This window comes from Pseudoalteromonas sp. S558 (assembly GCF_005886635.1).
GTDB classification, from domain to species: Bacteria; Pseudomonadota; Gammaproteobacteria; order Enterobacterales; family Alteromonadaceae; genus Pseudoalteromonas; species Pseudoalteromonas aliena.
Window position 1 is genome coordinate 20,358 of sequence record NZ_PNDU01000027.1, and the last position, 24,121, is coordinate 44,478.

General features: G+C 39.7%; 27 protein-coding genes and 1 pseudogene. 11 read left to right on the plus strand and 17 right to left on the minus strand.

Translation table 11 applies throughout. From position 1 onward, the window contains the following. Positions 1-6 precede the first annotated feature (6 nt). Positions 7-207 (minus strand): annotated as a pseudogene (locus tag CWB66_RS22175) (multidrug transporter); the annotation flags it as partial. Between the two features lie 239 nt (positions 208-446). Between CWB66_RS22175 and CWB66_RS02415 the strand changes: the two are divergent. Continuing rightward, a complete protein-coding gene (locus CWB66_RS02415; RefSeq protein ID WP_138584210.1) occupies positions 447-830 on the plus strand; it encodes an MAPEG family protein in 384 nt (127 codons plus the stop codon). A gap of 74 nt (positions 831-904) precedes the next feature. Here the strand turns inward: CWB66_RS02415 and CWB66_RS02420 are convergent, their stop codons facing one another. From CWB66_RS02420 to CWB66_RS02430, 3 genes are all read right to left on the minus strand, one after another. After that, positions 905-2,113 (minus strand): M56 family metallopeptidase, encoded by a 1,209-nt coding sequence (locus CWB66_RS02420; RefSeq protein ID WP_138584211.1) that lies wholly within the window; start codon positions 2,111-2,113, stop codon positions 905-907. Positions 2,114-2,122: 9 nt separating this feature from the next. Then, a complete protein-coding gene (locus CWB66_RS02425) occupies positions 2,123-2,497 on the minus strand; it encodes a BlaI/MecI/CopY family transcriptional regulator (protein WP_138584212.1) in 375 nt (124 codons plus the stop codon). 102 nt (positions 2,498-2,599) lie between these two features. Beyond that, the gene (locus CWB66_RS02430; protein ID WP_101217672.1) at positions 2,600-3,292 is read right to left on the minus strand and encodes a pseudouridine synthase; all 693 of its coding nucleotides are present in this window, start codon (positions 3,290-3,292) and stop codon (positions 2,600-2,602) included. A gap of 90 nt (positions 3,293-3,382) precedes the next feature. Here CWB66_RS02430 and CWB66_RS02435 point away from each other — a divergent pair, with 90 nt between their 5' ends. Both CWB66_RS02435 and CWB66_RS02440 read left to right on the plus strand, forming a co-directional pair. After that, complete coding sequence (locus tag CWB66_RS02435) at positions 3,383-3,688, plus strand: DUF6482 family protein (RefSeq protein ID WP_024607733.1); 306 nt, start codon at positions 3,383-3,385, stop codon at positions 3,686-3,688. Positions 3,689-3,728: 40 nt separating this feature from the next. After that, entirely contained in the window at positions 3,729-4,136 is a 408-nt protein-coding gene (locus CWB66_RS02440) for a GNAT family N-acetyltransferase (RefSeq protein ID WP_138584213.1), read from the plus strand. Between the two features lie 10 nt (positions 4,137-4,146). On the opposite strand, the gene CWB66_RS02445 is transcribed toward CWB66_RS02440, so the two are convergent. From CWB66_RS02445 to lptM, 8 genes are all read right to left on the minus strand, one after another. Further along, the gene (locus tag CWB66_RS02445) at positions 4,147-4,503 is read right to left on the minus strand and encodes a HopJ type III effector protein (protein WP_138584214.1); all 357 of its coding nucleotides are present in this window, start codon (positions 4,501-4,503) and stop codon (positions 4,147-4,149) included. A gap of 21 nt (positions 4,504-4,524) precedes the next feature. Continuing rightward, a complete protein-coding gene (locus CWB66_RS02450) occupies positions 4,525-5,619 on the minus strand; it encodes a retropepsin-like aspartic protease (RefSeq protein ID WP_138584215.1) in 1,095 nt (364 codons plus the stop codon). 9 nt (positions 5,620-5,628) lie between these two features. Beyond that, positions 5,629-6,339, minus strand: coding sequence for an HAD-IA family hydrolase (locus CWB66_RS02455; protein ID WP_138584216.1), 711 nt, complete (start codon positions 6,337-6,339; stop codon positions 5,629-5,631). 10 nt (positions 6,340-6,349) lie between these two features. Next, entirely contained in the window at positions 6,350-7,294 is a 945-nt protein-coding gene (locus tag CWB66_RS02460; RefSeq protein ID WP_138584217.1) for a tyrosine recombinase XerC, read from the minus strand. After that, positions 7,291-7,902, minus strand: coding sequence for a DUF484 family protein (locus CWB66_RS02465; RefSeq protein ID WP_138584218.1), 612 nt, complete (start codon positions 7,900-7,902; stop codon positions 7,291-7,293). The genes CWB66_RS02460 and CWB66_RS02465 overlap by 4 nt, the downstream gene beginning before the upstream one ends. Then, positions 7,899-8,729 (minus strand): diaminopimelate epimerase, encoded by an 831-nt coding sequence (gene dapF, locus CWB66_RS02470; protein WP_077536610.1) that lies wholly within the window; start codon positions 8,727-8,729, stop codon positions 7,899-7,901. Before dapF ends, CWB66_RS02465 begins: the two co-directional genes overlap by 4 nt. 64 nt (positions 8,730-8,793) lie before the next feature. Next, on the minus strand, positions 8,794-10,047 hold the full coding sequence (lysA, locus tag CWB66_RS02475) for a diaminopimelate decarboxylase (protein WP_138584219.1): 1,254 nt from the start codon (positions 10,045-10,047) through the stop codon (positions 8,794-8,796). Next, positions 10,048-10,242, minus strand: a complete 195-nt coding sequence (gene lptM / locus CWB66_RS02480) for an LPS translocon maturation chaperone LptM (RefSeq protein WP_077536612.1) — start codon at positions 10,240-10,242, stop codon at positions 10,048-10,050. It lies immediately after the preceding gene. 168 nt (positions 10,243-10,410) lie between these two features. Between lptM and cyaY the strand changes: the two genes are divergently transcribed. From cyaY to add, 7 genes are all read left to right on the plus strand, one after another. Continuing rightward, entirely contained in the window at positions 10,411-10,734 is a 324-nt protein-coding gene (gene cyaY / locus CWB66_RS02485; RefSeq protein WP_007377335.1) for an iron donor protein CyaY, read from the plus strand. After that, positions 10,731-11,387: an alpha/beta hydrolase gene (locus tag CWB66_RS02490; RefSeq protein WP_138584236.1), complete on the plus strand. Its 657-nt coding sequence runs from the start codon at positions 10,731-10,733 to the stop codon at positions 11,385-11,387. The genes cyaY and CWB66_RS02490 overlap by 4 nt, the downstream gene beginning before the upstream one ends. A 22-nt stretch (positions 11,388-11,409) precedes the next feature. Continuing rightward, positions 11,410-12,384 carry a DUF2914 domain-containing protein gene (locus tag CWB66_RS02495; RefSeq protein ID WP_138584220.1) on the plus strand — a complete coding sequence of 325 codons (975 nt, stop codon included), beginning with the start codon at positions 11,410-11,412 and terminating at the stop codon, positions 12,382-12,384. Between the two features lie 35 nt (positions 12,385-12,419). Then, positions 12,420-13,358, plus strand: a complete 939-nt coding sequence (gene hemC, locus CWB66_RS02500) for a hydroxymethylbilane synthase (RefSeq protein WP_138584221.1) — start codon at positions 12,420-12,422, stop codon at positions 13,356-13,358. Further along, positions 13,358-15,199, plus strand: a complete 1,842-nt coding sequence (locus tag CWB66_RS02505) for a uroporphyrinogen-III C-methyltransferase (RefSeq protein ID WP_138584222.1) — start codon at positions 13,358-13,360, stop codon at positions 15,197-15,199. Before hemC ends, CWB66_RS02505 begins: the two co-directional genes overlap by 1 nt. After that, on the plus strand, positions 15,196-16,305 hold the full coding sequence (locus CWB66_RS02510) for a heme biosynthesis HemY N-terminal domain-containing protein (protein WP_138584223.1): 1,110 nt from the start codon (positions 15,196-15,198) through the stop codon (positions 16,303-16,305). The genes CWB66_RS02505 and CWB66_RS02510 overlap by 4 nt, the downstream gene beginning before the upstream one ends. Positions 16,306-16,634: 329 nt before the next feature. Then, positions 16,635-17,636 carry an adenosine deaminase gene (gene add, locus CWB66_RS02515; RefSeq protein WP_138584224.1) on the plus strand — a complete coding sequence of 334 codons (1,002 nt, stop codon included), beginning with the start codon at positions 16,635-16,637 and terminating at the stop codon, positions 17,634-17,636. Between the two features lie 60 nt (positions 17,637-17,696). On the opposite strand, the gene CWB66_RS02520 is transcribed toward add, so the two are convergent. From CWB66_RS02520 to CWB66_RS02540, 5 genes are all read right to left on the minus strand, one after another. Continuing rightward, entirely contained in the window at positions 17,697-18,107 is a 411-nt protein-coding gene (locus CWB66_RS02520; protein WP_138584225.1) for a CBS domain-containing protein, read from the minus strand. A 168-nt stretch (positions 18,108-18,275) separates the two neighbouring features. Beyond that, positions 18,276-18,989 (minus strand): NAD(P)H-flavin reductase, encoded by a 714-nt coding sequence (gene fre, locus CWB66_RS02525; protein WP_138584226.1) that lies wholly within the window; start codon positions 18,987-18,989, stop codon positions 18,276-18,278. A gap of 109 nt (positions 18,990-19,098) precedes the next feature. Next, a complete protein-coding gene (gene ubiD, locus CWB66_RS02530) occupies positions 19,099-20,565 on the minus strand; it encodes a 4-hydroxy-3-polyprenylbenzoate decarboxylase (protein WP_138584227.1) in 1,467 nt (488 codons plus the stop codon). Between the two features lie 71 nt (positions 20,566-20,636). Further along, positions 20,637-22,667: a methyl-accepting chemotaxis protein gene (locus CWB66_RS02535; RefSeq protein ID WP_138584228.1), complete on the minus strand. Its 2,031-nt coding sequence runs from the start codon at positions 22,665-22,667 to the stop codon at positions 20,637-20,639. A gap of 130 nt (positions 22,668-22,797) precedes the next feature. Then, on the minus strand, positions 22,798-23,016 hold the full coding sequence (locus CWB66_RS02540; protein ID WP_138584229.1) for an MliC family protein: 219 nt from the start codon (positions 23,014-23,016) through the stop codon (positions 22,798-22,800). Between the two features lie 147 nt (positions 23,017-23,163). On the opposite strand from CWB66_RS02540, the gene CWB66_RS02545 reads away from it, so the two are divergent. Further along, complete coding sequence (locus CWB66_RS02545; RefSeq protein ID WP_138584230.1) at positions 23,164-24,069, plus strand: DUF808 domain-containing protein; 906 nt, start codon at positions 23,164-23,166, stop codon at positions 24,067-24,069. The last annotated feature ends 52 nt before the right edge of the window (positions 24,070-24,121 follow it).

The window sequence follows — 24,121 nt, forward strand, 5'->3', positions numbered from 1 at the left end:
CTAGTTTGCCTGTATTTGCATCACACTTGCGCCTATAATAAATCCCCAAAAGGCATTATTAAACGTAGGCATGGCTGTATCTTGATATTGATACAAACCATATAAATACACGCCAGCAACGCTCATGTCGTTGTTTAATTTACTTTGCAAGGCATTACGCCAGGCTTGCATGAAGGCGGCTAAAAAAGTGAAAAATATCCAGGTCATGGTCGTCATCGTTAAAATGTAAGGCAGTAAAGTTAACAAGCTTTGTGAAGTAAAGCGATGCATTAACTATGATGTTGAATATTCATCATCTGCGACATTATGTCGCACGGGTTTAGGGGCGAATTTAGCTATAATAAGCCTGATGTTATTGCTAGCCGCCTGCGTTTGTTATCAAACGTTTCTGGCGGTTTTTTTTGTCCGCTTATGCTAAATTATCCGAAACATCAAAAGGATAAATTATGACAACATTAGTTGTATGTGCATTACTTGTGGTATTAATGCCTTACTTTGCAAAAGTGCCAGTAGCTATAGCAATGGCAAAATTAGGTCGATACGACAATAAACACCCAAGGGCGCAGCAATCAAAATTAACCGGCTTTGGTGCACGGGCGCTCGCTGCTCATCAAAATTGCTTTGAGTCGCTTGCTGTTTTTGCTGTTGCTATTGCAGTTGTACTGGGCACTAACTCTGTAGGTGCAATGACAGAAACGCTAGCGGTTACGCATATTGTGTCGCGTATTTTGTATTGCGTATTTTACTATATGAACCTAGATATAATTCGCTCATTAGTGTGGTTTATTGGTTTGGGGTCAGCCATTGCCATGATTGTGGTGAGCTTATAACTTTATAGCGTAAAACCACAAAGCAAGCAGCCTAAAAGGGCGCTTGCTTTGTAGTCTTGAAAAATCTAATAAAGTTAGTGCGATACTTTAATTCGCTCTATTAAATCGGTATTAGCAACTTCATTGTTTATTGCAAAATCGAGCTGTACAAGTACGTTTTGATAACCCATTGATGAGGGTTTGTATTGCCACTGTCTTAGCGCCTTTTTAGCTTCACTGTCAAATATGGCTTCAGGCTTTGCACTAACAACAGAAACATTAGCGGTTTCACCATTGGGAGTTATATCGTACTTTAATACCACTGAGCCGCTGATGCCTTGTTGAGCTGCTTGTATTGGATAAAGGGGTTCAATACGCATTGTCGGTGAAATGTGATCCTCTTTAGTCATTGCCTCTGGTTGCTTTGCAATCGCCAATCCACTTAGCATACTTGCTGCTACAAGTAATAAGCCACCTTTAGCAAACTTTGAACGTTCTGTGCTGTGTTTTATATTAGTAAGTCGTTGTAGCATCGTTTTTTTATCTCCGTAGTGTGAATAAGCCATAAGCCCTGTGGGCGCATTCGCCGCGCAGTTTATTAAGGCTTTGCTGTATAAAATGTGTTGTTGTGTGTTTTTATCGGCTAATACCCGTTCATCACAAGTCAGCTCTTGTAGTCGGCGGATGCTTGCGTAACAAAACCAAGCTAGTGGGTTAAACCACAGTAAAATAGTAGGCAGTAATATAAGTGCGTTTGTTAAGTTGTCTTTGCGTTTAATATGTACGTTTTCGTGCTCTAAAATAAGCGCTAATGTGGCTTTATCAAACTGGGTATTATAGTTACTCGGTAATACCAGCTTACTGTTTAAAATACCGACCACCATTGGCGTGGCCACATATTGACTGATATAGGTTTTAACACCAGCGGTAAGAGTGCCTTCAAATTGGGTTAATTCAGTTAACTGCAGGCTTTTAACAAAACGGGTATGTGTAATAAAACTAGCTATTAATAACCCTGCGGTAATAAGTGCATACATGAGCGCCCAGCTAATACCTACCTCGTTTGTAAAAGGTTGGTTGGGGGTGATTAAGTAGTGACTAATATCACTGTTTTGCAGTGGTTTAATCGCGTTTGGTAAATTAGCGATAACCAATGCCGCAGGTAATAGCCATGCTAATTTATATACAAATCGCGAGCCAAGGGCTTTTAAACCAAATCGCTCGAGTAAAATAAACCCACAAAATAAAGTGCTTAATAATAACTGTTGCTCAATTAACCAATTAAACCCAATTTGAATAACCATGTTAATTCCTTACTTTTGGCTTTTTTCCCAGTCATCTATAACTTTTTTAAGCTCGTTTATGTCTTGCTGAGAAAGCTGCTCCGATTTAGCAAAGCCACTCACAAGTGGCGCAATACGCCCACTAAAAAATCGCTCAATAAAGTTTTGGCTTTCTTTTAAGGTGTAGTCGGCGCGCTCCATACAAGGCATATAAATATACTGGCGACCGTCTTTTTCAAATGTTAGTGCGCCTTTTTTTACTAAACGACCAAGTAAGGTTTTAATGGTTTTTTCGTGCCATTGTTTATCGTCGCTTAAGCGCTCAATTATTTGGCTCGCGGTGGCGGGGTAGTTAATCCAAAGTGCGTCGAGCACGTCAAACTCTGCTTTTGATAACTCAATCATGCTATTGCCTACAACTGTAATCTTTAATTAAAGACTACACCTGTAATCTGTAATTGCAAGTTTATTTTTTAACTTTTTGAGATGTAGTTAAGTGACTTGGTATTAGATTTTTGAAATATCGTTTTTATTAATTTGTATATATTGGTTTTCAGGTAGGTTTAGTTTTGAAAGGGTGAGGTCACTAAATTGCACTCTAAATAAATCAATTACTTTGTAGCCGCAGTAATGCGCCATTTTACGTATTTGCCTGTTTAACCCTTGCTTTAAAACAATACTAAATTGATTGCTAGCTATTTTATTAACTTCGCAAGGCAGGGTTACGTGTTTATCAACCGGTACGCCTGCTGCCATTTTTTTACAAAAAGCATCGTCTAAAGGCTTATTTACGGTGACTAAATAATGTTTAGGCTGGTGGAAGTCAGGATGTATTAGTTGATTACAAAAATCCCCATCGTTGGTCAAAATAAGCAAACCGCGAGAGTCTTTATCTAATCGACCAATAGGGTAAACACGGGTGAGTGTGGGCAAATGGTGAATAAGGCTGGCTGGGTCATCAATATTTAATTTACAGTCAATACCTACTGGTTTGTGGTACGCAAAATAAACTAAATCGGCAGCACCTTTAATTTCTTTTTCGTTCACTATTACAGTGTCTTGCTCATCAACGTGATCAATGTGATTAGCTGGGCGATTATTTACAGTCACAACGCCTTCGTCAATTAAACGCGAGGCTTGTTTGCGAGAACAAATACCTGAATGGGCAATATATTTAGCTAGTCGGATTTTTGTACTCATAACGTATGATGTCAGCGGCCAATAAAAATTTGATCGCGATTATAGCAAAGCTGCGTATCTATGAGGTTACTTTTAAAAAAGGTGGTTGTTATGGGTATGAAATTCTCAGAATTAAAAAAACATGAGCCATTACAAAAGGTGGTTGCGCATTCTCTTGAAATGGCATTATACCAAGTCTCTGTAATTATAAATAATGTTGAATATTACGTGACAGAGGAAAATGGTGAGTTTATAAAAGCACTAAGCCCACTGCATATTCAAAAGCGTTTTGAAAAAATAGCCTATGCACAAATGATGCTACGCCATACAAGTGCTTACGATGAAATGTGCGGTCAACCCGAAAAAACAGCCAGTAATATGCTTGAAGTCCCATTTGGTAAAAATAACCTGTATTGATTGAGCTAGTTTGCTAGTATCAGCTCTTTAAGGGCGGCACATGTATCAATTAACAGTAGATAATACTGATGCGTTAAACGTAGCGCTTCGCGCGCAAACGGTTGAATTTAACGCCCAGCATTTTGATGCGCAAAGAGTGCCATTAGGTTATAAATTTGCTGATGAGCAAGGCGAGCTAGTTGCCGGTATTAGTGGGTGTGTATTTGGAAATTGGCTGATGATTAGTTGGCTTTGGTGTAGTGATATGGCACGAGGTAAAGGGCTTGCAGATAAACTGCTAACGGCACTTGAACAAGCTGCTATTGAGCTAGGTGCAACAACTGCTCAGCTTGATACACTTGATTTTCAGGCAAAACCCTTTTATGAAAAGCGCGGTTATAGTGTTAAGTATCAACTTAATAATTACCCACGCTCAGGGACGCGTTACTTTATGGAAAAGCCACTTTAATTTTTGTTGGCTATTTTTCTTTTAGTGGCTTGCCTTCAAAGGTAATACCTAAAAAAGGTGTTGCCTCTGGTGCTAACATAAAGGTGCGAATGTTCATGTGATCATCCTCTTTAGGGTTTTGCAGCACGTCGTCTCGGTAAAACTTACCAAAGCAATCTAAGGTATTTTGTTTACTTAAATCGTTTAATTTAGCAAATGCAAAAATTTTACACGAGCCGTTGTTCTCACTTGCAGAACTAAGTAATCCATGGTTATTGAAGCCACATGCAGTAAAGTCGTAATTTGCTTCAATCACAGCCATTGTATCGGTAAATTGAATGCTTTTTGGATTTTCAGCAAGTGCTTTTAAATAGTTATTTAGTGTCATGTGTTACCTTTGGATTTTTAATTATTTAGCGCTCAACTCTAGCTCATCTGTTTGCTGATTTATATTGAATTTAAATCTCGATAAAAAGTTCATCCCTAATAAACCTTGTCCACGTACATTTTCAATACCCAGTACTTCAAAGCCATAAATTATTTGTTCGCCCACTTTAAACGATTCAATTTGATAACGCTTTACAACAATTTGACCATTAGCTGTGTTTACCGTTACATCGCCTAAATACAAAGGCTGTGGCGAAATTTGATCAATAATATTTGTAGGTAGTGAGGTTACGCTTGCGCCTGTATCGATCATTAGTTCAGTGGATAAATTACTATTTATTTCGGTGGTTATTAAATAGTGCGCGCCGTAAGGGGCTAGGGTTACGTAGTCGCTAGGTGACAGTGCTTTATCAATCATGGCATGTAGTGTTTGCACTTGTGTTTTTAAGTTGTGCTGGCTTGGCATACGATCAAGTGTTGCTTGTGCACTAATTAAGTCGCTTTGTTGATAGTAGGCATACGCAAGTGGATATAAAAATTGTGCGTTATCGCTTTTATAATCGAGCCAAATTTGTATGTTCTCAATAATAGCTTGCCAGTTTTGTTGCTCTGTTAATGCGTTTAATTCGCTTTGAGTGAGCGTATTTAAGCGTGTATTTGCGTTGTTTTTCTGATCAGCAGATAGCAGCGGGAACAGTTCAAATAAAGCAATAATGGCGTTTTGTGTTTGCTCGCTATTAATTAAATACTCCACCTGTAAATTAAGTAATTCTACGTTATAAGGACTGTTATTTAATAACGCATTGATAAGTGATTCGCTGAGTAATAAATCGTTATTTAGCCATATTTTAAGTTGTACAAGCCACGATGAATAAAGGTTTTTTGCACTTTCTGGGTGAGTGCTTTTTAGCTGCTGATAACTATTTAGTGCTGCATTAAATTGGTGTTGCTTAAATTGTAATTTGGCGATACTTAGCAGTGGATTTTGTTGCTTTGGTGATGCGTTTTTTACAATTTTTTGGGTTTTAATAGGCGCTTTTTGTGGCCACAATAAATAAGCGTTAAGGCTAAGTGAGCCAATTAATAGCAAGGTAATTAGCTTGGTATAGTGGCTCATTTTAACCTCTTATTTTTTAATTAAATGCGTTAAAGCGTGAATATCGGCTATTTCTATATCAGCCAGACCTTTATAAGCATAATTAGTCGTTTGGTTGTTCAACCAAACAGATTGGCAACCTGCATTATTAGCACCTTGTACATCGCTATCAAGGCTATCACCTATGTGTAAAATAGCGTTTTTATTAACACCTAAGTGTACCGCTGCTTGGTCAAACAATGTGCTGTGCGGTTTTGCTTTCCCATGTAAACCTGCTTGTAACACAAGGGCAAACTTGTTATTTAAATTAAAACGTTCTACTTCTGCATTACCGTTGGTAATTGCGATTAATGTATATTGCTTACTTAAATTATCCAGCAGGGCAAGTATGTCATCGCTCACTGTAATATTGCTACGTGCATCAGCAAAAGCATTATAAGCGCCTTTTGCATGATGCTCCATGTCGCTTTGGTTAAACCCAAGCTGTGATAGTGCTAAGCGCAGTGTTTGTTTACGCCATTGTGTTACATCGTCAACAAGGGTTGGTTGTTGTTGTACAGCAAGTTCTCGGCAATATTGCCAATACTGTGGGCCTTTTTCTTTATATCCAGCGAGTTTGTTTAGGTAGTCGGCTTGTGCTTTCACTGCGGCTTTAATAATAGGGCGGTTATCGTAAAGGGTATCGTCTAGGTCAAAACTAAGTACAGAAAATGGCTTAATAGCACGATTAAAGCGGATCATATTTATTTTCCTAATCGGTTTGTTTTTTTGCTCGTGGGTGCGTGTTGTCGTACACCTTGGCTAAATGCTGAAAATCTAAATGTGTATATACTTGGGTGGCCGATAGACTACTGTGTCCTAATAATTCTTGCACAGCACGTAAATCCCCCGATGACTCTAAAATATGCGAAGCAAATGAGTGGCGTAATTTGTGCGGATGAACCTGTGAGCTAATGCCTTGTTTTATTCCCCACTCTTGCATGCGTAAGCGGACTTGACGAACCGAAATACGATTTTTTTGGCTACTTAAAAATACCGCTATTTCGTCAGGTTTTGCATATTGAGGGCGTATTATTAACCATCTTTGCAATGCGTCTAACGCTTTTTTTCCTACTGGAATTAACCGCTCTTTATTGCCTTTACCACGGACCAAAATTTCGCCATTAGCAGTGCTAATATCGCGTATGTTAGCACCAACTAACTCGCTAATACGTAATCCAGAAGAGTACATAAGTTCCATCATTGCTTTATCTCTGATCGCAAGAGGTTCGTCACTGGGGGTTTCGAGTAAGCGTGCCATCTGATCTACATCGAGATTTTTAGGTAAAGGCTTTGCAAACTTAGGGCCTTTTATACCTACTGCAGGATTATGATAATGGGGTTGCTCTGCAATGTTTTTCGCTTTTAAAAACTTATATAAACTGCGAATACAGCTGAGCTTTAAGCTAATAGTCCGCCCACTTAATTGCTTTGAACGTAGCGCCATACTGTAGCGCCGAATATGCTCGCCCTGAACGCTAAACCAATCGTCGCATAACTTATTAAAATAAAGCGCTGCAAAGCTAAGTTGGCTTACATATTGATTTACGGTGTGTGCTGAATATTGTTTTTCAAATTTTAAATAATCGCTAAATAAAGCAATAGGTGTACGCCAACGGTCACTCAATTCACTCGTGTTGGGCGCGTCGTCATTCATGCGAGTTCCAGCAGCCGTAATTGTAACGAACGTACAAAGTCGAGTACAAATAAGTTGTCTTGTTCGGGTGCAAAGTGGTTTGCGTTATTGCTACCAAAAGCCAAAATTGCGGTTGGTTTTTTTGTATCACCAATTAAATAGATAGCAACGGACTGGGTAGTCTCGCTAAACAGTAAATCACGTTCTTGCTGGTGAATGCGCCCCAAATAATAGCTTGCATTAGACAAACTGTGTTTAACCAGTCCATCATATTTGGCGGCGTATTTTATTAGTCTGCAATCGTCAATATCTGGGTTAGTACAAATAATATTTTGTAAGTTACTGGCGAGCGTATTGAAGTCGTAATTACTCCAAAGTTGACGGTGACATTGAGTAAATAAACGATACACCAGCTCGTTTTGAGTAGCGTGCTTACTCATAGTGTCTATTTGGTTTTTTAAACGCGAGTTGTGTTCGCGTAACTGTCGTTGCTGAATATGTACCAGCGATGTTGTTCCTTGAGCTTGCTGTTGTAACTCAAGTTGGGCAAGTAGCTCAGGATGTTGAACTAAAAATTCAGGGTGTTGTTGCAAATAATCAATAACCTGCTTTTTACTTAGCTCGCTCATAGGGCTACTTGTCCGTCGAATACATGCTCTGCGGGGCCTGTCATGCGTACTGGATGGCCTTCGCCACTCCAACGAACTTGTAAACTACCACCAGGTAAATCGACCTGAACGGCACTCGATAGCTTATTTTGCATATGGCCAATGACCATTGCTGCACAGGCGCCGGTACCACAAGCGAGTGTTTCGTTAACACCGCGCTCCCATACTCTTAATTTAATATGTTCTTGCGATACAACTTGCATAAAGCCAATGTTAGCGCGTTGCGGAAAGCGTTCGTGATTTTCCAGCAGCGGACCCAATATATCCACTTGCGCAGTAGTGATATCGTCAACTTCTAGTACACAATGTGGGTTACCCATAGAGACCGCGCCACTAAATACGGTGTGCTCTTGTGCTCTAATAATATAAGTGAGTTCGCGTTTACTGGCTTTGAGCGGTATTTTGCTTGGCTCAAAATTAGGGTGACCCATATTTACGGTTACTTGGCCGTCTTTTTCGATATACAGGGTTAAGTTGCCCGACTTGGTCGAGACAGTAATTTTGTGTTTGTTAGTAAGGCCTTTCATACGTACAAAGCGAGCAAAACAGCGTGCGCCGTTACCACATTGCTCAACCTCAGTACCATCGGCATTAAAAATTCGATAATGAAAGTCGAGATCAGGCGAATATGGCGCTTCAACCATCAGTAATTGGTCAAAGCCAATACCAAAATGGCGATCTGCCAGTTTTCTGATTTGATCTCGCGACAAAAAAACATTTTGTGTAATGTTATCAATCACAACAAAGTCGTTGCCTAAGCCGTGCATTTTGGAAAAATTAACTAACATAGCGCTCTAATTCGGTTTTGCTCTGTGCTAATCATGCCACAGAGCAGCTAGTAGACAAAAACGTTTATGGTAAAATTTTCTCACCTTGATAAAGGCTTTCGATAGTTTCGCGTTCGCGAATAAGATGATGATGCTGGCCATCTACCATTATTTCTGCGGCACGCGGGCGCGAGTTGTAGTTTGAGCTCATGGTAAAGCCATATGCACCTGCACTTCGTTGTGCAAGTAAATCACCTTGTTTAAGCGCAAGTTCGCGATCTTTTCCTAAAAAGTCGCCCGTTTCGCACACCGGACCCACAATATCAAAGTTGTGAGTAGGTGTTTCGTCGTCGCGAACGGATACCGGAATAATTTTTTGCCACGCTTGATAAAGTGCAGGGCGCAGCATGTCGTTCATACCTGCATCGACAATAGCAAAAAATTTGTCTTGGTTTTGTTTAATAAATTCAACTTGAGTCACTAAAATACCAGCGTTCGCAGCAATAGCGCGTCCTGGTTCAAAAATAAGTTCAAGGTGTTTATAGTTTGCTAAGCGCTCGGTAACTTGCGCTGCATATTCACTTGGGTGTGGTGGTTGCTCGTTGTTATATGGCACGCCTAGACCGCCACCAATATCTAAGTGCGTTAGCTCAATACCGTTGGTTTTTAGCTCATCAATAAGCGCCATTAATTTATCAAGGGCTTCTAAAAATGGTCTAACTTCAGTCAATTGCGAACCAATATGGCAATCAACACCAATAATTTTTAAACCAGGTAAAGCCGCTGCTTGTTGATAAACACTCACGGCAGTTTGAATATCAATGCCAAACTTATTTTCTTTTAAACCGGTAGAAATATACGGATGTGTTTTTGCATCGATATCGGGATTGACGCGAATAGAAATAGGCGCTTCTAAATTAAGTTCGCACGCAACTTCAGAGATACGCTCAAGTTCAGAGACAGATTCTACATTAAAACATTTAATGCCAAGTTTTAATGCATACGCTATTTCATCAGATGTTTTAGCAACGCCTGAAAAAACCACTTTAGAAGCGTCTCCACCTGCTTTAATAACTCGCGCAAGTTCGCCTTTAGAAACAATATCGAAACCCGATCCTAAGCGCGCCAATATATTAAGCACGGCAATATTAGAGTTTGCTTTGACCGCATAGCAGACCAAACTTTTATGGTTTTTAGTGGCGTTAGCAAATGCTAAATAATGGCGTTCAAATGTGGCGCGTGAATACACATAACAGGGCGTACCGTACTGCTGTGCAATGCTTGCAATACTTACTTCTTCAGCAAACAGTTGATTATTTTTATAGTTAAAAAAATCCATTTACTGCTCCTGTTTTACTTGTGTATTTACCTGCTCTTCGACAATAGCGGGTTTAGCTGTATCTTGGGGTTGATTTTGCTCTGTTTGTTGCTCTGGTAAATATAACGGACCGCTTTGTCCGCAGCCAGCTAAGGCGCTTAACAGTACAGTGCTTATTAATAGTTTTTTTAATTGTAAGGTATGTGTCGCTTTCATTAGATTAATACGGTTGCTGGCTTTATAATCGCAGAGTAACAGAATATCTAAAAAATGCAGCTATTCGCGGATGATTTTATTCCTGTTACACTAGCTGCACATTTTTAAAGTTAATTCAAAGCTAAAACGTACCCAATATTAGGCGGCTCGCCTGCAAAGGAAATAACAATGACTGAACACGAATATCACCAATTAGCCGAAGCTCTTATGTTCACTATTGAAGAGCAGGTTGATGATTGCGAAGCTGATTTAGATTATGAATCGGCACAAGGTATTTTAGAAATTATTTTTCCTGACAAAAGTAAAATAGTGATCAACAAGCAAGCACCTCTTCATCAAGTGTGGGTTGCAACTAAGTTTAACGGTCACCATTTTGAAATGCGCGATGGGTTATGGATTGATAATCGCTCTGGTGCAGAGTTCTGGGCATTTATTAATGAAGCGTCAACGCGCCAAGCTGGCCAAGAAGTTAAATGGCAATCAACACTATGAGTTTAGAATTTGTAGAATACCCAGCCCAAAGTGAACACAAAGCAACGGTTATTTGGTTACATGGTTTAGGTGACTCTGGGGATGGTTTTGCGCCAGTAGCCCCGCAGCTAAATTTACCAAGCGAGCTTGGTATACGGTTTATTTTTCCGCATGCGCCAGTTCAACCGGTCACCATAAATGGTGGCATGGAAATGCGCTCTTGGTACGATATTAAGTCTATAGAGTTAGATAAACGTGCCGATGAACAGGGCGTGAGAGACTCGGCTGCGAAAGTAGAAGCGTTAGTCAATCAAGAAATTGCTAACGGCATACCGGCTAATAAAATCATTTTAGCAGGCTTTTCTCAAGGGGGTGTTGTGTCGCTACATTTAGCGCCGCGTTTTGAGCAAAAGCTTGGAGGTGTTATGGCACTGTCTACTTATATGTGTGTGCCGCAAAAATTTTCTGACGAAGCAAAGCATACTGATTTAAATGTATTTATGGCGCATGGTAGCCAAGATAACGTAGTACCGCATAGTGCGGGCAGAAGTGCGTTTGAAGTTTTAACAGCACATAACATGGATGTAAGCTGGCAAGAATACCCAATGGCTCATCAAGTTTGCGCTGAAGAACTGCAAGCTATCCGCCAATGGTTAATTGCTCGTTTAAGTTAATTTTGCAACCGCTGAGGTCAATATGAGTCAAAAAATAGTTATTAAAGCAAATGTTAAACGCGAACTACAAGAGAGCGTACCAACGGTAAGCTACGAGTGGAATTGGCGTCGTATTGTGAGTATTGCTATGTTGGTATTAATGACCTCTGCAGCTGTTGTGTATGGTTTAACAGCGTCTGTCAGTGCAGAGCAAGGCGAGCATCCAAATGAGCAAGAGCACTTCTTAAGTTTTAGTAATAGCGCTGCGAGCCAGACAAGCGATGAAGCAACAGGTGTTGAGCCTAAGCAACTAACAAATATCCCTGAAGAGTCTGTAGAGATAACACAGATGAGTATTGAACCGTTATTAGCTTTGCAAAATGAAAATCAAAAAAACATTTCAAGTAATACACCTAGCGAAGTCGATTTTGTAAACAATGATACGATTTTATTAGCTAACAACGAAATTGTGACTGATCAAAGCGAAAGCATTAATACAGAGTTAAACTCAAATCTTGATAATGAAGTGCAACAAGAAACCGCAGAAGCTCAAAATACAACAGAGCCTGCTAATCAGAGTAACTTACTCTTAGAGTTAGAAAACGATGATGGCGCATTGAGTGGCACTGAAGGTTTTTCGCCTACAGCTCAGGTTGCAAGTGTCGCATTGGGCGCACAAATTGATACGGATAAAATTAGCCGCGCGGTATTGACGCGTAAAGTAAGTAAGCGTGAGCCTACCAATGTGTTTGCTGCTGATGTTCGCTTGAGCCAGTTTGAGGATTCACTGTCATTTTTTAGTGAGTTAAAAGGTTTACAAGGGCAGCAGGTAAGGCATATATGGACCTTTGAGGGCAGCGTTATGGCAGAAATTTCGCTTAATGTCACATCTACTCGTTATAGAACGTACTCAACAAAAAACATTATGGATACACAAGCCGGTCACTGGCGTGTAGACGTAGTTGACGAACAAGGTAATTTAATTGCCCAAAAAGAATTTAGAATTTTAGCTGACTAAATACAGCTAAACGCAGTAATTAATTGGATACCCTTATGACAGAAAAAACAAAATTAGTACGCATCGCAACTCGTAAAAGCGCTTTAGCACTTTGGCAAGCTGAGTTTGTAAAAGCACAACTAGAGCATTTTCATGCAGATGTGCGTGTTGAATTAGTCCCAATGTCGACACAAGGGGACATTATATTAGATACCCCACTGGCTAAAATTGGCGGCAAAGGCTTGTTTGTTAAAGAGCTTGAACAAGCCATGTTAGATGGTCGTGCTGATATTGCTGTGCATTCTATGAAAGATGTACCCGTAGAGTTTCCAGAAGGATTAGCACTGCATACTATTTGTGAGCGTGAGGATCCACGTGATGCGTTTGTATCAAATAATTTTGCTAATTTAAGCGAGCTACCACAGGGCGCTATTGTCGGTACTTCTAGTTTACGCCGTCAGTGCCAAATTAAAGCACTTCGCCCTGATTTAGATATTCGTGATTTGCGCGGTAATGTAAATACACGTTTAGCTAAATTAGATGACGGCCAATACGATGCCATTATTTTAGCGGCTGCTGGGCTTATTCGTTTGGAAATGGAGGATCGTATTGCTGATTACATTGAGCCAGAAGTGTCGTTACCAGCAAATGGTCAAGGTGCTGTAGGTATTGAATGTCGTATCGATGACGAAGTAACAAAAGCGTTACTTGCCCCACTTGAGCATACGCAGACACGTATTCGTGTGAATGCAGAACGTGCGATGAATCGTCACTTAGAAGGCGGTTGTCAAGTACCTATTGGTGCTTATGCATTAGTTGATGGCGAACAGGTACATTTACGCGGTTTAGTTGGCGCAATTGATGGTAGCGAAATTTTACGTGACGAAGTAACCGGTCATATAAATGACGCAGAAATATTAGGCACTGAGCTTGCTAAAAAATTACTTGCGCAAGGTGCAGATAAAATTTTAGCTGAAGTATATCGAGACGCGTAATGCCACATATTCTGATAACTCGGCCCGAAGGAAAAGGCGTATCCCTTGCCCTGCAACTTGAGCAAGCGGGTTATCAGGCGTCTTTATTCCCTGTATTAAAAATAGCTTATTTAACCCCTTCTAACACGCAGCTTAGTCCGTTAATAAATGCAGATAAAATTATTTTTATTTCGCAAGATGCGGTTAATGCTCTTGCACTATTAAAGCCAAATATAAATACAAAAGCGCAGTTTTATGCGGTAGGGCAGCAAACTGCCGACACAATATACGCGTCATTTGGTGTGCGAGCCGCGATACCTAAGCAGTATGACTCTGAAGGTTTACTGGCGCTAAAGTCACTTGCTGAGGTTGATGGCAGTAATATAGTGTTAGTTAAAGGGCAAGGTGGTCGCCCCGATATAGCTAAAGTACTTAAAGAGCGTGGTGCATTTTTAAATAATTGCGTCGTATACAAACGAGAACCAGTGAGTGAGCTAGTTAATAGCTGGACAGACCACTGGCAAAGCAATAATGTACACGGTATAGTCATAACAAGTAATGCAGCAGTCGATGCCATTTTTACTCCCCTCGCTGCACCACAAAAACAATGGTTACAACAGTGTCAGTTTTATGTTGCCAGCGAGCGCATAGCCGCCTATTTACAACAGCAACAAGTAAGCTTGGCTAATATACATATTGCAGCAGGAGCTAGCGATGACGCTATGTTTGCCTGCATTAATCAGCAAGGTAGCACCATGAGCGAACAGTCAAAGTCGATAACGACAGAAAAAAACACACCAACAACAGCAAGCACGGCTTCAGCCAAATCAACGAAGCAAGAGCCAGTAACTGCAAAAAATGCCGCAGATAAAAATAAACAAAAAGTGAGTAAGGTGGCAACACTTGCGCTGCTTGTTTCGCTTATTGTCGCTTCTGGTGTTGGATACGAGTTTTATCAAAAATTAAATGCTGGTAAAGCACAAAACCTAGCGGTTAATGATTTGAATGAGCAAAATAAGTTACTTACTCAAGAGCTGCAAGCACTTAAGTCAGCCCAATCTAATTTGCAACAAGCGTTGTTTAATAGTGAGAAAAAAATTGCCGCAGCACTAAGTGAAAATGCAGCTCAAAATCAGCAAGAACTAAAAGCAGCTTTGCAAAAAGCGCAGCAACAAGGCTCATCTTTAAACCCACAAGAAGTAACCAGCTTACAACGTATGGCTGAGTTTAAGTTATGGGCTGAGAAAGATTACCAAGGCACTAGTGCGGTTTTAAAACGCTTAGATGCATTACTTAGTGAGCACCCAGGTACAGTTGAAGTTCGCCAAGCTATTATGCAAGATATACAAACACTTGATAGCCTTAAGTCTGTTGCAACAGAGGCTATTTACTTACAGCTAAACAGTGTGCTAACCAGTATTGATGACTTGGTATTTAACGCCGTTAATTTACCTCAAGAAGCCGCTGTAATTGACGAAAATGCTTTAAGTGATAATGTGAGTGATTGGCAGCAAAATTTAAGCAATAGCTGGAATAAGATTGTTGATAGTTTCATCACTGTTCGTCAGCATGAGGGCGTTTCTATTGAGCCATTACTTACCGATCAAGAACGTCATCTAATTAATCAGCGTATTAAACTTAACCTGACCCAAGCACAAGATGCACTAATGAGTAAGCAGGCAAGTATTTTTTTTAACGCTTTGAGCGAGGCAAAACGCTTAGTGGCTGAATACTTCAAACAAGACGATGGTGCAACTAAGTCAGTACTCAAAGCGTTATCAAATCTTGAAAAAGAGCAACTTAACTTTAATCCAGAAGTAACACTGCAAAGTACACAAAAGGTTAAGGAGTGGGCGCAATGATAGGGTTAATTATATTAATTGTCGCTATTGTTGCTGTAATAGCGATTACCCCGTTTGCATTAGATGAAAAAGGCTACGTGCTTATTTCATTTAATAATACAACGATAGAGGGCACGATAGTTTCGTTTTGTATTATGGCGATAGTTACAGCTATTGTTTTATATTTAACATACAAGCTAATACGTTATTTTTTATCGATTTATCACAACACTAAACATGGCTTTTTTGCACGTAGTCAAGAGCGTAAACAAGTAGCTATTGAGCAGGCTTTGTGGAGTGCTATTAACGATGATTATGAGCATGTAGAACAGGCTTTATCGGGTAATAGCGTACCAGATAAGTTTGACGATATTCGCTTAGCCTTACTTGCAAAAGCAGCGCTTGCCAATAATCAAACAGATAAAGCACTTGAGCGTTTATTTGAAATAAGCCCAGAGCATCAATTAAAAGTAGCAAAGTTATGGTTGGCAAGTGGTGACAGCAGTGCGATTGAATCGCAAATGCGTGTGAGTGCTGAATCTAAAAAAGCGACTGCACTTGAGTTAAAACTGTATACCGAGGTGTTAGTGCAACAACAGCACTTTAGTGCTTTAGAAGAGTTTTTACCACGATTACTGCGCCAAAAAGTATTTTCAAGTGAGCAATGGACGCGTGTTTTTAGTGCTTACTTTTCGGCTCAGCCAGTTGATAAAATTACGAGTAAATATAAACAACTTCCTAAAAAGCTACAAGCCTACGCACACACAGCTTATTTGGCAATAATGACTTCGGCAGGTCAACTTATTGAGGTTGAAGGCGATTTAATTAAAATGGTTAAGCACAATGACCAACACGAACAACTGGCTTTTATATTAAATGGTGCAACTAATGGCAATGCAATTAAGTTGCAAACAAGTATTCAGGAACGCCTTAAAAAAGATGACAATAATAATGCATTATTGTTAGGGCTTGCTTGTCTTGCCAATGCACAAGGTGATTACGATCTTGCTGCCAGAGTGTTTGATAAAGCGTTAAATCCAGAGAATAAAAAGCAATTCTCCCAGCAAGCAGCATTAAGCTATAAAAACAGTGCACAAGCAGAAAAGGCGCTCGTCTTGTATCAATAAACAACTACATAGTGTTTTTGTAGTTTGGAAGCACAAGCAGTGAAAAAGCTTTTATTATTAATTTCTAGCTTAGCTTGTGCTTACTTCTTTACTGGATATTTTAGTAACCCTCTTCTTGCTACAAATAGTTATGCTATTTCTGCATGGTCGCCCTCGGTAGGTTTTTAATTTTGGGGCATAGGGCATCACTTGTCTAATCGATAAGTTGCGTTATTTTTGCATAAAAAGCAGACATATGACCGCTTAAACTTAACGCAAACCATATAGACTTGAAAAATAACACTATCTGCGTATCATGCGCGCAAATTTAACTAAACTGGGTTGCTATTATGATAAATAGAAAATTACCTTTGCTAGATATTCACCGTCATTTAGATGGTAATGTACGTGCGCAAACCATATTAGAACTTGGTCGTCAGTTTAATATAGAGCTACCAGCAGATACCGTTGAGGCACTCATTCCTCATGTTCAAGTTATTGACCCTGAGCCAAACCTTATGGCTTTTTTACAAAAATTAGATTGGGGCGTTACTGTACTTGGCGATTATGATGCATGCAGACGTATCGCGATTGAAAACATTGAAGATGCACAAGCACAAGGCCTTGATTACGTAGAGCTTCGATTTAGTCCTTATTATATGGCGCAAAGCCAAGGCTTACACCCTGAAGGGGTTGTAGAGGCGGTTGTTGATGGTATTAAATCAGCCACAAAGGGCGTGAATATAAAAGCTAACTTGATTGGCATTTTATCGCGTACCTATGGCGTGAAAACGTGTCAAAAAGAGCTTGAAGCACTACTTGCATTTAAAAATGATTTAGTAGCGGTTGATTTAGCCGGTGACGAAATTGGCTTTCCGGGTGAGTTATTTGTAGAGCACTTTAAGCAAGTACGAAATGCGTATTTAGCATCGACTATTCATGCTGGAGAGGCACTTGGTGCCCCAAGTATTTGGCAAGCAATTAATGAGCTAGGTGCAAGCCGAATAGGGCATGGCGTTAAAGCAATTGAAGATCCAAAACTAATGGATTATTTACGCGATAACCGTATTGGTATTGAGTCGTGCTTAACAAGTAATATTCAAACCAGCACAGTAAACGATTTAGCTAAACACCCGCTTAAACAGTTTTTAGACCATGGTATTTTAGCGTGTATTAATACCGATGACCCTGCGGTTGAAGGAATTGAAATTGAGTATGAATATACCGTTGCAGCGCCTAAGGCTGGCCTATCTCAAGTTGATATGGAAAAAGCGCAAGCAAATGCATTAGAAATAGCATTTTTAAGCGATGGCGACAAAAAAGAGCTTTCAGCACTCGCTAGCGCACGTTAATTTAAGAGTATTAAAAATGCCGCTTTATATAAGCGGCATTTTTGTATCTGTAACTTAGATTTAGTGTGTTTGGCAACTTATGTAATTATCGTAAAGTGCTTTAAGTACATCTGCTCGGCTGATCATGCCGATTACTTTAGTGCCATCTACAACAGGGTAGTTTTTTGGTTTACCAGGCTGCATTTGCTCTGCAAGCTCAATAATATTGGTGTCGCCGCTAACAGTAACTACTTCTGTTTGCATAAGCTGTGAAACTTTAACCATACCATCACAAAAATAGCTGCTTTGTGTCAGTGGCTTTAAAAGCTCTTGCTCAGAAATAAATCCTACTAGGCATTTATCTTTATCAAACACTGGTGCACCAAGCAGTTTAAATTTTTGTAGTTCTGCTATGGCTGTTGTCATTTCTGTATCCGGTGTTATGTTTGGCAGTTTACGCTGCATAAAATCTTTTACTTGTGTATTTAGCATTTGGGTCTCTCCCGCTGATGTTCTACACAAAGTATGGTTTATAGATAGGAATTTAGGAAATTGTTTATATTGATGAGTGTGATAGGTTCTAACTATTAAATATTTGTTGTTATATAAAATAAAAGCACCGATTAGGTGCCTTTATTTATAACTGAAAGTTAATTTCAATTATTTGATAAATGCAAATGCATCGGCGTACATGTTTTCGCGGATTGCACCGTGAGCAATGAAGTCATCACGGACGATACCTATCATATCAAAGCGCCCAGCCATGTATATATCGTATGGTGCAAGGGATACGATATCTTGCATTACTGCTTTATGTACATAGCCGGTATGACCTTGCCAATTAGCTGACGGGTTTTCTACCACAGGAATAAACTCAAAGTTTTTGTGGCTATCGGCCCACGTTTGCATTTCTGCGTGTGCGTATAATGCAGACTCTTCTTTTGCACCCCAGTAAAACAGCACAGGGCGGTCGCATTTAATTTCGGCTAAGTGATCAGCCATTGATTTGGCGTATGAAAAACCAGTACCGCCAGCAAGCAAAATAATAGGACGCTTACATTGCAGGCGTAATTGCGAAATACCAAGTCCAGCTTCTATATCTACTAACTGCTCGTTGCTATGAGCATTTCGTAAATGCTCTAGCGATTGCATTGCATACGAATCGGCACCAGATGCGCCAATATGCAGTTCTATTTCGTCACATTGCGAAGGGCGGCTAGCAATAGAAAATGCACGCTTGTCTTTTTCGCCCAATACCAGTTGCATGTATTGGCCAGCTTCAAAGGTCACAGGTTGTTGTGGCTTTAAAATTACTTTATGAACAAATTCTGTAAGTGGGCTGATAGCTACAACTTCAGCTTTTAATGTTTGCATTTTTTACCTTTTAGCAGCGCTTTTAACAGCAGATACGCAATCGAATGACTCGATTCTAGCATATCTGCAGGGTTATTTTATAGCCTGTTATGTACTTACATATAAACACTTAAACAATATTAAGGCTTTCCCAAATATCATCTACGCGGTCTTTGGTCTCTTTATCCATAACAATAGGCTCGCCCCATTCGCGAGTGGTTTCGCCAGGCCATTTATTGGTAGCATCCATTCCCATTTTTGAACCTAGGCCAGAGACCGGCGATGCAAAGTCGAGGTAATCGATTGGTGTGTTTTCTATTAATGTAGTGTCACGAGCAGGGTCCATTCGGGTTGTTATGGCCCAGATAACATCCTCCCAATCACGAGCATTAATATCGTCATCGCACACAATGACAAACTTGGTATACATAAACTGACGTAAAAAAGACCAAACTCCCATCATCACGCGCTTAGCATGACCTGGATATTGTTTTTTCATTGTTACAATTGCCATGCGGTATGAACACCCTTCAGGCGGAAGGTAAAAATCAACGATTTCAGGAAATTGCTTTTGTAATATCGGCACAAATACTTCATTGAGTGCGACACCTAAAATAGCAGGTTCATCAGGCGGACGGCCAGTGAAGGTACTGTGATAAATAGGGTTTTTACGATGCGTTAAGTGAGTTACCGTCATAACTGGAAAATCATCTACTTCATTATAGTAACCAGTATGATCGCCATAAGGGCCTTCAGGCGCCATTTCTCCGGGCATAATGTAACCTTCAAGTACGATTTCTGCACTAGCAGGGACTTGTAAGTCATTTGAAATAGATTTAACCACTTCGGTTCTGCTGCCACGCAATAAACCGGCAAATGCGTATTCACTCAGCGTGTCAGGCACTGGGGTGACTGCGCCTAGTATAGTGGCCGGATCGGCTCCGAGTGCCACCGATACAGGGTAAGGTTGCCCTGGATTTTCTTTGCACCATTCTTGAAAATCAAGTGCGCCACCACGATGCGACAACCAACGCATAATTATCTTGTTCTTACCTAATAATTGCTGGCGATAAATACCTAAATTTTGGCGTTTTTTATAGGGTCCTTTAGTAACTGTAAGACCCCAAGTAATTAATGGTGCTGCATCACCTGGCCAGCAATGCTGAATAGGCAATTTAGTTAAATCTACATCATCACCTTCTAAAATCACTTGTTGGCAAGGTGCTTTTTTTACTTCTTTTGCAGGCATATTAAGCACTTGCTTAAATATAGGTATAGCGCCCAGTGCTTCTTTAATACCTTTTGGCGGTTCAGGCTCTTTTAGAAAAGCGAGTAATTTACCTACTTCACGTAGCTCGCTAACCTCTGTTTGGCCCATTCCCATTGCTACGCGTTTTGGTGTACCAAATAAGTTGGTAAGCACCGGCATATCGTAGCCTTTTGGATTTTCGAATAATAACGCAGGGCCTTTAGCACGTAATGTGCGATCAGATATTTCAGTCATTTCAAGATACGGGTCGATTTCTTGGGTGATGCGTTTAAGTTCGCCTTTTTTTTCAAGCAAATCGATAAAATCACGTAGATCTTTATATTTCATTGTGGGCCGCTATTAAGCAAAAGAGTTAAAGTATTATACCCATTTCATGCAAGGCAAGTCATTACTTGCACTTAAAACTTAAAGCGCTCTACGGCACTTGTTAAGGAGTGTGCAAGTTGATTTACGTCTTCACTTTCGCTTGCTAGGGTTGTTGCGTTGTTGGCATTTAAGGTGGCTTGCTCTGTTACCTTTGCCATTATTTTTTGAATATCGTTACTATTAGTCAATTGTTCATGCGAGGCGTTTGCAATTTGCTCACTCATTTGATTAACCGATAGTAATGTACTCTTGATACGCTCCACGGCCTGGTTTAGTTCAGTACTGTTTTCAACACATTGTTTAGCCTGTTGTTGACCATCGTTAATTTCACTTTGTGTTGTTTTAGTATGTTGTTGTAATGTTTGGATCATGGTATTTATTTCGCTCGTTGAGCTTTGTGTACGCGCAGCTAGTGATCGAACTTCATCAGCGACAACTGCAAATCCTCGTCCGTTTTCACCAGCTCTTGCTGCTTCTATTGCAGCATTGAGCGCAAGTAAGTTTGTTTGCTCAGCAATACTACTAATTGTCTCGACAATGGCACCAATGAGATCGGTAAATTCAGCAAGCTCTTCTGTGCTACTAACTGCTTTATCTAAACGGCTCAATAGTGCCTCAATACTCAGGCTATTTTGATTTGCAATTTGGTTTACGTCATTAGCAAACTGTGAGGCGTTAGTTATTTCACTTGATGTGTTATCGGCTTGTTCATAAACCGCTTGTGAGTTGGTTAACATGTTTTGTGCAAGGGCGGTGGCTTGTGCGCTACGTTCTAATTGTTGTTGTGCAACTATGGTCATTTGTTGGCCTTTTTCACTGGTTTGAATGGCCGATTTATCCAGTTCATGCGCATCGTTACTAATAGCTTTTATTAAATGACTTAGGTCATCACTAAGCTTATTTATATTGTTAAATAAAGTACCAAATTCATCTTTACTACGGGGATGGCTGCGTTTAGAAAAATCTCCTGAGGCAATACGTGTTAAGTCACGATTTACTTTTTTAAGAGGTTTAAGCATCGCGTTGGTTGTAAAAATAGAAATTATAATTAGCAAAGCAATGAGTATTAGGGCTGTGATGATGACTGATTTTGACCCCACACTAATCGCTGACTTAGCATTATCTTGAAGAAGATTAAAGCGTTCATCGGCAAGCTCATTTAGTTTAAGCAGCTGGTTCTCAATATTTATAAACTCCTGCTGAAAACGTTCAAAGCTTTGTTGTGCTGCAGTTTTGTTTTCGAGTGTTTTATTTTGTTCGGTGTAAATACCGCTTGATCCATTTAATAAGGTTCTTAAATCTTTAAACTGAGTGATTAGCTGGGCGACATTTAGATCATTTATAAAAGGTGTGCTCTGTTGCTCTAAATAATTAAAGTTAGGCTCAATATTATCTAGTAAAAAAGAGGTATCTTGCTGGAGGTTGTTTAGCTCGTCAGTGCTGGTTGTTTGTGTAATGTTTTTAATGTTGTTACTTAAGTTAAAGAGTAAATCATCAATACGCGTTGCTGTGCCAAACATAGAATTAAGTAGAGGTTGTTGCTTTTCAGGAACGGTTAATAGCTCTATATCAAGTAAGTTATTACTCAAGTTACTTAGTTGATCGCCAAACTTTTTAATAAGTGTTGCTGTGGTACTTTGTGCTTTAAAGCGTTGCTCTTTGGCAGTAAACATTGCTGCACTTATTGCATTTAACTTATTAAAGTTACCAGTTGTTGTAGCCAGCAGAGTTTGCATGCTTTGCTGCTGCACTAGTTGAGGTTTAAGCGTATTTAGCATTACTAAAAATTGTTTTTGTTCTGCGAGCGCTTGAGTTTTATTTAGTAATAGTAAGTCAGGTTTAGTTTGACTATAAGCGAGTGCATTAAACTTGGTAATTGAAAGGAGCGATAATCTTAAATCTTTACTTACTTGCTGCGTAGGAACTGCGAGGGTTTCTATTCGCAAAGTAGTTGTACTAATTTGATTTAACGACCAGTAAAAAAACAAACTACTGGTCAGCATTAATAGCCCAATGGCGGAAAAGGCTAAGATTATTTTATGTTTTATGGCAATAGAACGCATAACTTCATCAGCAAAATTAAGACTTTATTGAGTGTAGCAGTATTTTTAATAGGTTGTTAGTTCGCCACTAATTAATGCTCCACTGATGCTTTTTCCCTGCAATTATCAACATTGCATTATCTCCTTTACCTCAAAATAATACATCTTCGTTTATATATTTATTGCCTGAAGCGCTTTTTTCATAGTCGAGAGAGTGTGTTTGATGATTAAAAGTGAGTTTTGCTTTTTCATCGTTGATAGGCTTGATAACGAGTGTGTTTACATCGCAAGAATAGAGTGTACTTAGTTGTTTGTCACTGCATGCAATTAAGCTAAGCAAGCTTATTACAAATGCTAAGTGCAGTTTCATTTTTACCTCCTGTGATTTTTAAAATAAACGCCTTTAACTGGTCTCCCCCTAAATTCTAATAAGGGAATAACAAAATAAAATTAACCGTTGGTGAAAGCAGCGCTTTACGCTATGTTTACAGCAATATTTTTTGAGCTAGGAAGCTGTATGGCTGGCACTAATCTTTTAACATTACTAGATGATATTACAACCTTACTCGATGACATTGCGACTATGAGTAAAGTGGCAACTAAAAAAACGGCTGGTGTATTGGGCGATGATCTAGCACTTAATGCACAGCAAGTTACAGGTGTTGCCGCTGAGCGTGAGTTACCGGTTGTTTGGGCTGTGGCGAAGGGCTCATTTTTAAATAAAGCGATACTCGTTCCAGCTGCACTACTAATCAGTGTGTGGTTACCGTGGTTAATAACGCCGCTTTTAATCATTGGCGGCTTATTTTTGTGTTTTGAAGGAGCGGAAAAAGTATTTGCTAAGTTTTTACCTGATCATGATGAAGCAGTAGATGAAGATGAAAAATTAGATTTAGTTGAGTATGAAAAACAAAAAGTAAAAGGCGCAATTAGAACTGACTTTATTCTTTCTGCTGAAATTATTGTTATTACACTTGGTACAGTGGCTGGTGCGACATTAATAAATCAAGCATTAGTGCTATGCGTGATTGCGATTGTAATGACTATTGGTGTGTATGGTTTAGTTGCAGGTATTGTTAAATTGGATGATGCAGGGCTTTATTTACTCAACCAATCTAAGGTAAAAGCTAATAAATTTAAAGAGTTACTAGGTAAAGGTTTGCTCGCTGCCGCACCTAGGCTAATGCAGTTTTTAGCGTTTGCTGGCACAGTTGCGATGTTTTTAGTGGGTGGCGGTATTTTGGTGCACGGTATTAAAGTATTGCATCATACACAGTTGGATGTAACAAGCTATGCTCAATCGGTCGCTGGCGGCACTGGAGAAATATTAGCGCCACTAATATTTGATGGTTTGCTAGGTGTTGCTGCTGGTTTAGTTGTTGTGCTTATACATGTAGCTTACACAAAGCTATTTAAAAAATAACTAATAAGCTGGCGTATTATGTACGCCAGCTTATTAAAATCTATCATTTCAT